This is a genomic window from Arthrobacter wenxiniae (assembly GCF_013376105.1).
Lineage (GTDB): Bacteria > Actinomycetota > Actinomycetes > Actinomycetales > Micrococcaceae > Specibacter > Specibacter wenxiniae.
The window spans coordinates 88,729-101,141 of sequence record NZ_JAAMFM010000001.1; the positions used below are offsets into that span (position 1 = coordinate 88,729).

Consider the following 12,413-nt stretch of genomic DNA (forward strand, 5'->3'; position numbering starts at 1 on the left):
CGCAGCGCCTTGGACTACCCAGGCAGCGGCGAATCCTGCTCAGGGGTTGCACGGGGTTGCGTGCAACCTTTCCTGGGCGGCAGCATCGTGCGGATGTCCGGAGCCGGCGTCAGCGCCGGCCCGAATTCCCGGAGCGTCGGTGTGGCGGTGACCCAAGCGCCGGCCCAATTCGCCCGTCAACCAAGCGCCGCCGGACGTCCTCCGGATCGGCTCGCAGCGGATGCGGCGGGAGGCCGCCAACCGGCTGGCCGTGTTGCTCGGCGGGGCCGCCGTCTCCGGCGTGGCTGTCGCAGCTGTCAGCACCTTCCGTCCCCTGGAGCAGCACCTCGGCCTGCCCACCGAGTTCGTCACGGCCCCCCGCCGCAGGGGCGGTCAACTGACGTCGACGGGACCCTCGCCACGAGCCTCATCCGGACCGGCGCCGGTTTCGACGGGCACCGTCGTCAGCCGGAGGTAGATCGCCAGCAGCAACGCCGCCAGTCCCACCAAAAGCAGGTACGGCCCCAGCTGGATCAGCGTTACCGGCCACGGAGTCAGCGGGACACCGTCTTCGCCGCTCCCGAAGGTACCGGACGCCATCGAGCCGGTGAATATCTGCGGCGCATAAAAAGACACCGCGGCGCCCGCCAGCAAGACGGCGCCCGTGGCAACGGCGCGCGCCGTCGACAGCGAATTCCTCCCGTCAACAGCGGGCCTGACGATTGCCACGGCGGAACCGGCAAACAACCCAAACAGGGCCAGGGGCATGGTGGCAATGGTGGTCAGCTGAAACCAGGGGTAACTGACGGATGAGCCTTCTGGGGAGCCAAACATGGACAGCAGGATGTCAGGACGCAGCGTGACCGCGAAGAGCGAAAGTCCAGCCGCCGCCATGGCTGCCGCCGCCACCAGGGCGGCACCGCCCCGCAGCCAGGGAGAGGCCCGCGGGTGGCGGGGCGCCCCCGTGAGGAACATGGCCACCAGCAGGCACATCCCCGCAATGATGATGACGGGACCCAGCGCCACGACCTTGTCGGTCAGGGGAAAGAACAGCGTCACGAGCACGTAGCTGGCGGTTGCGGGGTCAAGGGCGGGCGCTTTTTTGGGCAACAGGCAAAGCACCCCGAGCACGATCGTCGCCATGCCGGTCCCGAGGCCAAGAACCCACGTCCGCGCGGTCCACGGCACGGGACCCGGGACGGCATGCCCCGTCCCGGCCGCGTCCTGGGGCTCGTCCCCGGCGCCGGACTCCACCGCCGGGTCCACCGACTGGTCCCCGGCCGGGAGGGCGCCGGCCGGCCGGTCCACGGACGGCTGTTGCGGCTGCGGCAGTTCCGCGGTCGCAAATTCTGCCGGCCCAGTGTCCGGTGGCCCGGATTCCGCGGGCCCCGCGAAGGCCCGCGGCAGCCCCTCGCCCCCGGGCTGGAAGATTGCCGGATATCGTTCGTCAAAGCCGCTGTCCATGTCGGCTCCCATGTTGTGACCCCCGCCAAGCCGCTGATCCCCCAAGTTTATCCAGCGGAAGACGGGAACGGCACCCCGGCGGGGTCAGGCCGCCTTGCGCACGGCGGCGGCCAGCACGTCCAACCCGTCGTTCAGCAGCTCGTCGCTGATGACAAGCGGGGGGAGCAGCCGGATGACGTTGCCGTACGTCCCGCAGGTGAGGATGATGACCCCGGCCTGCAGGCACGCCGCGGCGATCGCCTTGGCGGCCTCCGGGTTCACTTCCTTCGTGGTGTGGGCGGTGCCCGGCTTGACCAGTTCGATGGCCATCATGGCGCCGCGGCCGCGGATTTCGCCGATGATGCCGGCCTCGCCAAGTTCCTCCACGAGCGCGGTGAGGCGTGCAGTGACGGTCTTTTCGATGTTCTGCGCGCGGCCGTTGAGGTCGTGGTCCTTCATGGTCTTGATGGCCGCCAGCGACGCGGCGCAGGCCACCGGGTTGCCGCCGTAGGTGCCGCCGAGGCCGCCGGGGTGCACGGCATCCATGAGGTCGGCGCGGCCCGTGATGGCCGAAAGCGGCAGCCCGCCGCCGATCCCCTTGGCCATGGTGATGATGTCCGGCACAACGCCCTCGTGCTGGGAGGCAAACCACTCGCCGGTGCGGCAGAATCCGGACTGGACCTCATCGGCGATGAAGACGACGCCGTTTTCCTTGGCCCAGGCGGCGAGGGTCGGCAGGAAGCCGTCCGCGGGGACGATGAACCCGCCTTCGCCCTGGATCGGCTCGATCAGGAGGCCGGCCACGGAGTCCGCTCCGATCTGCTTTTCGATCATGGTGATGGCGCGGCGTGCTGCCTCTTCGCCCTTGATGTCGGATTCTTCACGGTACGGGTAGCTCATGGGCACGCGGTAGATTTCCGGCGCGAACGGGCCGAAGTTCGTCTTGTACGGCATGGCCTTGGCGGTCAGCGCCATGGTCAGGTTGGTGCGGCCGTGGTAGGCGTGGTCGAAGGCGACGATGGCGTCGCGGCCCGTGGCCAGGCGGGCGACCTTGACGGCGTTTTCCACGGCCTCGGCGCCGGAGTTGAACAGCACGGTGCGCTTCTCGTGCGTGCCGGGGGTCAGGGCGTTAAGCTCCTCGGCGACGGCCACATAGCTTTCGTACGGGGTGACCATGAAGCAGGTGTGCGTGAAGTGGCCCACCTGCTCGCGGACGGCGTCGACCACGTTCTCATCCGAGGCGCCCACGGTGGTCACGGCGATGCCCGAGCCAAGGTCGATGAAGGAGTTGCCGTCAACGTCGGTGATGATGCCGCCGTCGGCGTCGGCCACGTAGACGGGAACGCTGGAGGCGACGCCGCCGGCCACGACGGCCTTGCGGCGGGCGTCCAGGGCTGCGGACTTTGGTCCGGGGAAGGAACCGCTGAGGTGGCGCTTCTGCTCGAGCCGGTAGTGGATTTCAGACATGGAATGACCTTTCACAATGGAAGTGCAAATGGGTGGGGGCGCCTACGCGTCCAGGTTGCTCATGACGTGCTTGATGCGGGTGTAGTCCTCGACCCCGTAGATCGAGAGGTCCTTGCCGTAGCCCGACTGCTTGAACCCGCCGTGCGGCATCTCGGCCGTGAGCATGATGTGGGTGTTGATCCAGACGGCGCCAAAGTCCAGGTCGCGGGAGACGCGCATGGCCACGCCATGGTTGGACGTCCACACGCTGGACGCGAGCGCATATTCGACGTCGTTGGCCAGCTCCACCGCTTCCTCCTCGGTCTTGAAGGTCTGGACGGTGATGACCGGGCCGAAGGTTTCCTTCTGCACGATGTCGTCAGTCTGCTTGACGCCGTCCACCACTGTCGGCTCGAAGAAGAAGCCCTTCTCGCCAACGCGCTTGCCGCCGGTGACCACCGTGGCGTAGTCGGGGATGTTCTCCACCACCTTGACCACCTCGTTGAAGTGGTTGATGTTGTTCAGCGGTCCGTAGTAGTTCTTGGAGTCGTCGGCGTTGCCTGTCTCCAGGCCCTTGGACGCCGTGGCCAGCAGTGAGACAAAGTCGTCGTGCGCCGACTCCTCCACCAGCACGCGGGTGATGGCCGTGCAGTCCTGGCCGGCGTTGAAGAACGAGAACTCCGCGATTTCCTGCGCCGTCCTGCCGAGGTTGGCATCGGCAAAGACGATGGCGGGGGCCTTGCCGCCCAGCTCCAGGTGGGCACGCTTGAGGCCCTTGGCCGCGCCGCCGGCCACGGCAATGCCGGCCCGGACGGAGCCGGTGATGGACACCATGGCCGGGGTCTTGTGGTCCACCATGGCGGCGCCCGTGGCACCGTTGCCCAGCACAATGTTCAGCACGCCCGCGGGCAGGATGTCCTTGGCGATGTCGGCAAACACCAGGGTGCTTTCCGGCGTTGTGTCACTGGGCTTGAGGACAATGGTGTTGCCGGCGGCGAGGGCGGGGCCGATCTTCCAGACCAGCATCAGGAACGGGTAGTTCCACGGCGTCACCTGTGCCACCACGCCGACGGGCTCGCGGCGGACGTAGGAGGTGAAGTTTTCCATGTACTCGCCCGCGGAGCGGCCCTCGAGCAGGCGCGCCGCACCGGCGAAGAAGCGGAACTGGTCGGCGCCTGCCGCCACTTCCTCATCCGCGATCATTTGCCTGACCTGGCCGGTGTTGCGGTGCTGTGCCTCAACAATTTCATCGCTGCGGGCCTCAATGGCGTCAGCCACCTTAAGGAGCACGGCCTGGCGTTGGCCTGGGGTGGAGTGCCGCCACGTCTTGAAGGCGGCGGCCGCGGCGGCCATGGCTGCGTCAACATCGGCCTGGCTGGAAATCGGCGCCTTGGCCACAATGTCTCCGGTGGCGGGGTTGACGATGTCCAAGGATTCCGTCCCCGTGACGGGCACAAATTCGCCGTTGATGAAATTCTGCAAGGTTTGGACCACGGTGTTCAACCTCTTTAGCTCGGTGTGTGACGCGGCCTTCATGTGCCGCCTCATCTGAGCCTAAGCCCCCGACACCGCTTCGACGAATGGCCGTTTGCACCACCGGGAGCACACCCGGTAGTGCGTTTGTATAGTTGATGCATGGCACTATCCTTGGCTGACCTCATGGCTGTCCCTGCCCTGCGCCTGAAAAACATGGGTTCATCGCGCACGCCCCTGACGGCGCCCATTGACTGGGTGGCCGTCACCGAGCTGGAGAACCCCCAGGCGTTCCTCAGCGGCGGCGAGCTGGTGCTCACCACGGGCGCCCGGCAAGGCACGGCCGACGCCCAGCGTTCCTTTGTCCGCCAGATCAGGCGGGCGGGCGCCGTCGGAATTGGCTTTGGGATTGGCTTTGAGCACGACGCCGTTCCCCAGGCACTCATTGCCGAGGCCAACCGCTGGGGCGTGCCCGTGGTGGAAGTCCCCTATGTCACCCCGTTCATCGCCATCGGCAAGCTCGTGGCCGAGGCCCGGTCCGCGGACCACTACACCAAGCTGGAACGGCTGCTGCGCGAACACCAGGTGCTGGCCCGGGCGCTGCTGACTGGTGCCGGGCTCCCGGCGCTGTTGCGCAAGCTGGCAGGCATGGTGGGCTCGGAACTGTCCATCACCCAGTACGGCAGCGAGATTTTTTCAACGTCCCCGCCGGCTTCGGCGCACGCCCGGCCCGGCCCGGCCGACGACGGCTGGCACGCCGTGGCGCTCTCCACCGGCAAGCGGGACGCGAGCACGCTGTGGCTGCGCAAGCCGTTCAACGACGATGGCATTGTGGACTACGCGCGCGGATTGATCAGCATTGAACTGAACAACTTGGTGCAGCGCCGGCACACGGCCCGCCAGATCGCCGGGCAGGTCCTGACGGACATTGTCCGCGGCACGCTCGAGGCCGCCGACGCCGCCGCCAGGATCGAGAGCCTGGGGCTCAACCCGGCGTCAAAGTACTTTGTGCTGCTGGTCCGGGGGCGGCAGGACAGTTTTTCCACGCTGTCATCCATGGCCTTGCCCCCTGGACTGGAAGCCGCAGTGGCTGCCGTCATCAAGGCGGACGAGCACAATGAACTGCTGCTCATTGTTCCCTCGCAGCTCGGCGATCCCGCGGCGCTGGGCCGCGCGCTGAGCCGGCAGATGAACGACGTCGGCATTAACGAGCCCGTGGGGATCGGCGGCACGTACTCGCAGGCCAACGGCCTGCGGTGGAGCTATTTCGAGGCGAGGGAGGCCGCCACCCGGGGGCTGGATGTCAACGTCCCCGAGCGGCTGAGCCTTACTTCCCTGCTCCTGGCCAGCGGTGACGTGCCCATGGCGGCCATGGCGGACGAGGCCCTGGGTCCGCTGGTTGCCTTCGACACCGCACACGGCGCCGAACTGGTGGACACGCTCGAGACGTACCTGCGGCTCAACGGCTCCGTGGCCGCGGTGGCCGACGCCCTCACCCTGCACCGGAACACCGTCCGGTACCGGCTGACCCAGATTGCGGAACTGACCGGCTACGACCCGGCCCTGACGCCGGACCGGGTCCAGCTGTGGCTGGCCCTGGCGGTGCGCCGGCTGTCACCGCCGGCCTGACCCCGCCGGCTGTCACCGCCGGCCTGCCCCCCGGCTGCGGACGGCGGAGTGCTAGCCCAGGACGGCAGCCCCGCGGGAGGCGTTGACCATCCCTTCGCGCGAAACCACCTTCACGCGTTCGCGCTGGACGGGGCCGTTGGCGGACGCTTCGGCACCGAGCGCCTTTTCGTGGGCATCGAGCTCGTGCCAGCCTTCCCAGGTGGTGTACTCCACGCCGCGGTCCCCGAGCAGTTCGGTGATGGCGTCGGATTCAACCACGGCGGCGGCCGGCAGCCCCGCGCGGTCGGCCAGCAGGTGCGTGACGGTTTCCAGGGCGTCGCCCTTGGTGCTGCCGATCAGCCCCACGGGCCCGCGCTTGATCCACCCCGTCGCATAGATGCCCGGCACCTGGGTGCCGTCGGCGCTGAGGACACGGCCGCCGTCGTTCACCACAACGCCGCGGCGGTGGTCAAACTCCACGTCGGGGAGGGCGGAGCCAAAGTACCCCACGGAGCGGTAGACGGCCTGGACCGGGTACTCCACAAACTCGCCCGTGCCCCGGACGTTCCCCGTGCCGTCGAGCTCGTTGCGCTCAAACGTGATGCCCGTGACCTGGCCGTCCTCGCCGGTGATTTCCACCGGGTTGTGCAGGAAGTGCAGGTGCAGGCGGCGCGAGGCCCCTGTGGCGGGGTCCGCGGCGTCGTCGTCCTGCTCCACGAGCCAGTTGGTCAGCGTGTTCACCATGGTCTTGACCTGGTTGTTGGTCTTCACCGCGACGTCGGAGGCCTCGTCGAAGTCAAAGTCCTCCTCGTACAGGACGATGTCCACGTCGCGGGAGTGGGAAAGCTCCCGCAGCTCCATGGGCGTGAACTTGACCTGGGCGGGGCCGCGGCGGCCGAAGATGTGCACGTCCGTCACCGGCGAGGCCTTCAGGCCCTGGTAGACGTTGTCCGGGATTTCGGTGACCAGGAGGTCGTCGGCGTGCTTGGAGAGCACGCGGGCCACGTCCAGGGCCACGTTGCCGTTGCCGATCACGGCGACCTCCTTGGCGGTCAGCGGCCATTCGCGGGGGACGTCCGGGTGGCCGTCGTACCAGGAGACAAAGTCGGCGCCGCCAAACGAGCCCTCCAGCTCGATGCCGGGGATGTTCAGGTCCGCGTCCTTGATGGCGCCCGTGGCGAAGATCACGGCGTCGTAGTGTGTTTGGAGGTCCGCCAGGGAGAGGTCCGTGCCGTAGTCCACGTTGCCGAAGAAGCGGATGTCCCCGCGGTCCAGCACCTTGTGGAGGGCGTTGACGATGCCCTTGATGCGGGGGTGGTCCGGGGCCACTCCGTAGCGGATCAGCCCGTACGGGGCGGGGTAGCGGTCAAAGAGGTCAATGGCCAGGACCAGCCCGTCCTGCACGTCCTGGCTCTTGGTCAGCATGTCCGCGGCGTAGACGCCTGCCGGGCCGGATCCGATGACGGCAATGCGCAGCGGGCGCCCGGCGGTGCCGCGGGCATCCCCGGCTGTTGTCGAGGGTGTGGTTGAAGGCAAGGCTGTGCTCATTTCTGTCAATCAGGAAGGGCCTGGGGTCAAGTCTAGGAGAGTGCGCTGAAAGTTTCGCGCGTGCCGTAGTGGGCGGTGGCCAGCTCGGCCGGGGCCAGCGGGCTGACCCGCACCACGTCGCCGACGACGACGACGGCCGGGTTGCGCACCCGGCCCGCCTGGGCCTGGGCCACGATGGTGCCCAGCGTGCCAATGGTGACACGCTGGTTCTTGGCGAAGCCGTTCTCGATGATGGCCACGGGGCAGTCCGGTCCGCGTCCCGCCGCCTGCAGGGTCGGGATGGAGCGGTTCAGGGTGCCGACGCCCATGAGCAGGACGACCGTGTGGTCGCTGCCGGCGGGGACGTTGTCCAGCTCCTCGTGGCCGCTGACCATGGTGAACGCCTTGGCCAGGCCGCGGTGCGTGACCGGGATGCCGGCGGCGGCCGGGACACTGACCGCGCTGGTGACGCCGGGGACCACCTCCACGTCCACGCCGTTCTCGCGGCAGGCGATGGCCTCCTCGCCGCCGCGGCCCAGCACATAGGGGTCCCCGCCCTTGAGCCGGACGACCCGGTTGCCCTTTTGGGCTTCCCTGACCAGGATCGCGTTGATTTCCGTTTGCGGTACCGGGTGGTGGCCGGGCGTCTTGCCGACCTCGATGACCTTCACGTGCCCGCCCAGGTCCGCCAGGAGTCCCCGCGGGCCCAGCCTGTCCGCCACGACGACGTCGGCCTCGGCCAGCAGCCGGCGGCCGCGGACCGTGATGAGGTCCGCCGCCCCGGGCCCGCCGCCGACCAGGGCCACTGAGCCCCGGTGATCGAGCTTGTCCAAGTCCCGGCGGAATCTCCCGAGCGGCAGCTCCCCGGTCTCCAGCGACGACTTGATGGCGTTGCGAATGGCCACGGCACGCAGCGGGTCTCCCCCGGCGTTGACGGCCACCTTGACGTCCTCGACCGTGGCGACGGCGGGTGTCCAGGCGGCGGAGTCGTCCGCGTGGGAGTGGTTGACGCACCAGACGCGCTGGGCTTCGGCGTCGGCCGCCACGCGGGCGTCGACGGCGGGGTTGCCGCTGGCGGCAACCGCAAACCAGGCATGGTCCATGTCGGTGCCGCGGTACCCGCGCGCCTCCCAGCTCAGGAAGTCCGTGAGTTCCCGGGCTGCGTCGCTGAGGACGGGGGCCACCAGCGTGACCCGGGCCCCGGCGTCGAGCAGGGCCTTGGCGCGGCGCGCGGCAACGGGGCCGCCGCCCACCACGAGGGCGGGGCGGCCGAGGAGCCGCAGCGAGGTTGGGAAAAGATCGACAATTGCCATGGATTGACCTTAGGGACTGGAAATAACGCGGTTCAAGGCGTGCGTTACACCCGTTCACGTGGCGTCACGCGGGGACACATTGCGCGTGATCGAGCCTGCCCCGATCCGGACGTGCCCGACCACCCGGGGAAGCGCCGGTCAATGGTGGTCAGGCGGCCCAATGACGGTCACAGCTTGTTCCAGTGGGTCGGTCGCGGCGGTGAGACCATATTGCAACTCCGCAATGGCGGTCACCGACACCGCAAGCCCGTCGGCGTGCCGGCTGACCTGCTGCACCGGCGGGGGTCGCTCAGCGCCGACGTGTCCAGAAGGGCACGGCGCGGCTCGCTGCTCATCGCCGTCGGGCCTGACGCTCCGAGGGGTCTTCCGGGTTGTCTGCGCCCTCGCGGAGGTCGTGCCGCCATTGCCGTCATCCGGTTGGGAAATTGGGGTGGCGGTCAATGCCGCGGCCGCAGCGGCGGTGGACACAAACCGGCGTTTGCCGGCGTCCCGCTGATGCGGTGCGACATCAGCGACAGGCCGCCCATTGACCGTCACGACGAAGGACTCGCCGGCGGCGACCCGGCGCATGACCACTGCGTTGTCATGACGCAACTCGGATTTGCGTATTTCCGTTGTCATGGCGCTTTTATAGCTCGCAGGTAGCGGTTGACGCCCCGGGTCGCCCACGGGCGGTTCTCGAGGCGCCCGCAGAGCTCGCTGCTCGACCACCGTCGGCAAGCTGCCGGGGACTACCGCGTGCTGCCGGCCAGCAGGCCCCGCCCGCGCAGGAGCCGCTTTTCCACCGGGGCAAACACCAGCAGCTCCACGGTGATCCCCACGAAGAGGATGACCAGGATCGCGGACATCACAATGCCCATGTCCGCCAGCTGGCGGCCCTGCTCCAGCAGCGAGCCCAGGCCGAACCCCAGCGTGCCGCCCATCGCGATGATTTCCGCCGCCATGAGTGAGCGCCAAGAGAACGCCCAGCCCTGCTTCAGCCCGCCCACGTAACCAGGCAGGGCCGCGGGAAGCACCACGTGCAGGGCCATTTCCCAGCGCGAGGCGCCCAGGATGCGCCCCACGCGCCGGTACTGGGGCGGTATCTGGTCCACGCCGGAAATCAGCCCGTTGATGATGGACGGGATGGCGCCCATGAACATGACGAAGTAGACGGTGGCGTCACTGAGTCCGAACCAGATGATGGCAGCGGGCACCCAGGCCACGGACGGCAGCACCTGCAGCCCGGACACCAGCGGCCCAAAGGCGCGGCGAAGAAAGTGCACCTGCGACAGGAGCAGCCCGATGGGCGTGGCCACCACAATGCTGATGGCGAACCCCACGAAGCCGCGCTGCAGCGACGTCCAGATGGCCTCCTGGGCAGTGCCCGCCTGCCAGAGCACACCGAGCGAGCCGAGCACGTCCAGCGGCCCCGGCACCTGGTCGCGGCGCCGGAAGCCCAGCGACACATAGAACTGCCAGGCCAGTACCAGCACCAGCAGCGCGGCGACGGGCAGCAGCATGCGGGAGAGATCCAGTTTCCTGCGGTGGGCCGTTTCGGACTGCAGCGAGTCCAGCCCGGCTTCCAGTGACCGCATGTCCTCGGCGCTGTCGCCCTTGAGCAGGGGCGAGGTGACGGTGTCAGGCAGGGCGGTGTCAGGCAGGGCGGTGTCAGGCAGGGCGGTGTCAGGCATGGCGGCGGATCTCCTCGCGCAGTCGGGCGGTGATGCGACCGGTCAGTTCCCCGGCCTTGGCGGCGTCGGTCCGGTGCTCCTCGGACACCTGCCACTGCGCCACCACGGTGCCCGGGCGCGAGGAAAGCAGCAGCACGCGCTGGCCCAGCCGCACGGCCTCGCGCACATTGTGCGTGACAAAAATGATGGTCCGCCCGGTTTCCTGCCACACCCGTTCCAGCTCGTTGTGCAGCAGGTCGCGGGTGATGGCGTCCAGGGCCGCAAAGGGCTCGTCCATCAGCAACACGGCCCGGTCCTGGGCGAGCGAACGGGCGAGCGCCACGCGCTGGCGCATGCCACCGGAGAGCTCGTGCGGGCGCTTGTCCGCGGCGTGCCCCAGGTTCACCAGCTCCAGCAGCTCCCGGGCACGAGCCTTCCGTTCGGCCCGGCCCACGCCGCGCAGCTTCAGGGCCAGCTCCACGTTGCCGCCGGCACTCAGCCACGGGAACAGCGACGAGTCCTGGAACATGAACGCCGCGCCGTCCGAAGGGACCTCCAGCGCACCGGACGTTGGCACGTCGAGCCCGGAAATGATGTTCAGCAGCGTCGACTTTCCGCAGCCCGACGCCCCCAGCAGGGCCACGAACTCGCCCTGCCGCACGGTGGCGTTGACGTCCGCCAGGACTGCCGGGCCGGCGCCGAAGCGCTTGCCCACGTTTTCAAGTACGACGGCGGGAGCCCCGCCGCGCTGCCCGTCCCCGGCGCGCCGTGCGCCAGTTCCGGGCAGCACCTGCGCCTGCGTGAGCGTATCCGTCATTCCGTCCCCAGCCCGGCAGCCGAGACGGGCTTTTGCCCGGCGGATGTCAGCGCCTTGTTGAGCGGCCCGAGGTCAAAGATGCCCTTGATGTCCGCCTGCCTGGTCACGCCGGCCGCCACGCCGTGTGCCAAGAGCTCCGGGAAGGTTGCCGCGAGAGGGTCCGCGGAGAAGGCCAGTTCGGTGAGGGAGCGGTCAATGACGTTTTGGGCCAACGGCTTCCCGGCAGCACCCCTCAGCCCGGCGTTGATGACCGCCGCCGATTCCGCCTTGTGCGTGTTGAGCCACTGGATGGAGTCCACATGGCCCTTCAGCAGCGCCTCGACTGTCTGCGGGTGCGCATCGAGATATGACTTGTTGACGACCAGCACGGTTGTACTAAATTGCCCCTTGTCCCACAGTTTGGCCTCGTTGACCAGGACCCTGGCCCCGGCCTGGAGCACCAGGCGGGAGGCCCACGGCTCGGGGAGCCAGGCGCCGTCGAGCTTGCCGTCCTGGAAGAGCTTGAGGGTTTGGGCGTTGTCGGTGGGGTTGATGGTCACGTCCCCGCTGCCGCCCGGCGTGGTCTTGAAGCCCTGGCTCGCCAGCCACGAGCGCAGGGCCACGTCCTGGGTCCCGCCAAGCTGCGGCGAAGCCAGGACCCTGCCCCTGAGCTGGGCGGCGGAGGTGATGGACGGCTTGACCACCAGTTGCGACCCCCCGCTGGTTGCCCCGGCGATGATGCGGATGGATGCCCCGCCGCTCTTGACATAGGAGTTGATGGCGGGGTTCGGGCCAAGGTAGGCGGCGTCGATGGCCCCGGCATTGAGCGCCTCAATGGCGGAGGGGCCGGCGTTGAACACCTGGGTGCTCAGTTTCGTGGCGCCCAGGTCCTTCGCGAGGAGGCCCTCCTGCAGGCCGGCCACGGCCGGGGCATGCGTGACGTTCCCAAAGTAGCCCAGCCTAAGAGTCGCGGCGGCGGTTGGCTGGGGGGCGGCGTCGCTCCTGGCGGCGTTGTTGTCGGCAGTGACGGAGGCGACGGCGGCCCCGGCACCAATGAGCGCCACGAGCGCGGCGACGGCGACAATCTCCACGGTCCGGCGCCTGCCCTTGGGCTTTTCGCCGGCGACGATCCGGGTGGTGGCGAGCCTAGGGGGCTGTTCTGGGGTGTTCGGCATG

The 12,413-nt window shown here is 68.7% G+C and carries 10 protein-coding genes; 1 reads left to right on the plus strand and 9 read right to left on the minus strand.

Annotation, left to right across the window (positions count from 1 at the left end):
* Positions 1 to 372 precede the first annotated feature (372 nt).
* From G6034_RS19635 to G6034_RS00465, 3 genes are all read right to left on the minus strand, one after another.
* Positions 373 to 1,443 (minus strand): hypothetical protein, encoded by a 1,071-nt coding sequence (locus tag G6034_RS19635; RefSeq protein WP_246295182.1) that lies wholly within the window; start codon positions 1,441 to 1,443, stop codon positions 373 to 375.
* An 84-nt stretch (positions 1,444 to 1,527) separates the two neighbouring features.
* Positions 1,528 to 2,889, minus strand: a complete 1,362-nt coding sequence (gene gabT, locus G6034_RS00460; protein WP_176633133.1) for a 4-aminobutyrate--2-oxoglutarate transaminase — start codon at positions 2,887 to 2,889, stop codon at positions 1,528 to 1,530.
* Positions 2,890 to 2,931: 42 nt separating this feature from the next.
* A complete protein-coding gene (locus G6034_RS00465; protein ID WP_176633134.1) occupies positions 2,932 to 4,404 on the minus strand; it encodes a gamma-aminobutyraldehyde dehydrogenase in 1,473 nt (490 codons plus the stop codon).
* Between the two features lie 99 nt (positions 4,405 to 4,503).
* On the opposite strand from G6034_RS00465, the gene G6034_RS00470 reads away from it, so the two are divergent.
* Positions 4,504 to 5,970: a PucR family transcriptional regulator gene (locus tag G6034_RS00470; RefSeq protein ID WP_176633135.1), complete on the plus strand. Its 1,467-nt coding sequence runs from the start codon at positions 4,504 to 4,506 to the stop codon at positions 5,968 to 5,970.
* A gap of 51 nt (positions 5,971 to 6,021) precedes the next feature.
* Here the strand turns inward: G6034_RS00470 and G6034_RS00475 are convergent, their stop codons facing one another.
* The 6 genes from G6034_RS00475 to G6034_RS00500 all read right to left on the minus strand — a co-directional run bounded on the left by G6034_RS00475 (position 6,022) and on the right by G6034_RS00500 (position 12,412).
* Positions 6,022 to 7,485: an FAD-dependent oxidoreductase gene (locus G6034_RS00475; RefSeq protein ID WP_246295183.1), complete on the minus strand. Its 1,464-nt coding sequence runs from the start codon at positions 7,483 to 7,485 to the stop codon at positions 6,022 to 6,024.
* Between the two features lie 44 nt (positions 7,486 to 7,529).
* Positions 7,530 to 8,789 (minus strand): uroporphyrinogen-III C-methyltransferase, encoded by a 1,260-nt coding sequence (cobA, locus tag G6034_RS00480; protein ID WP_176633137.1) that lies wholly within the window; start codon positions 8,787 to 8,789, stop codon positions 7,530 to 7,532.
* Between the two features lie 138 nt (positions 8,790 to 8,927).
* Complete coding sequence (locus tag G6034_RS00485) at positions 8,928 to 9,410, minus strand: type II toxin-antitoxin system Phd/YefM family antitoxin (RefSeq protein WP_176633138.1); 483 nt, start codon at positions 9,408 to 9,410, stop codon at positions 8,928 to 8,930.
* Between the two features lie 110 nt (positions 9,411 to 9,520).
* The gene (locus G6034_RS00490; protein WP_176633139.1) at positions 9,521 to 10,462 is read right to left on the minus strand and encodes an ABC transporter permease; all 942 of its coding nucleotides are present in this window, start codon (positions 10,460 to 10,462) and stop codon (positions 9,521 to 9,523) included.
* Positions 10,455 to 11,258: an ABC transporter ATP-binding protein gene (locus G6034_RS00495; RefSeq protein WP_176633140.1), complete on the minus strand. Its 804-nt coding sequence runs from the start codon at positions 11,256 to 11,258 to the stop codon at positions 10,455 to 10,457. The genes G6034_RS00490 and G6034_RS00495 overlap by 8 nt, the downstream gene beginning before the upstream one ends.
* Entirely contained in the window at positions 11,255 to 12,412 is a 1,158-nt protein-coding gene (locus G6034_RS00500) for an ABC transporter substrate-binding protein (protein ID WP_176633141.1), read from the minus strand. The genes G6034_RS00495 and G6034_RS00500 overlap by 4 nt, the downstream gene beginning before the upstream one ends.
* Between the last annotated feature and the right edge of the window lies 1 nt (position 12,413).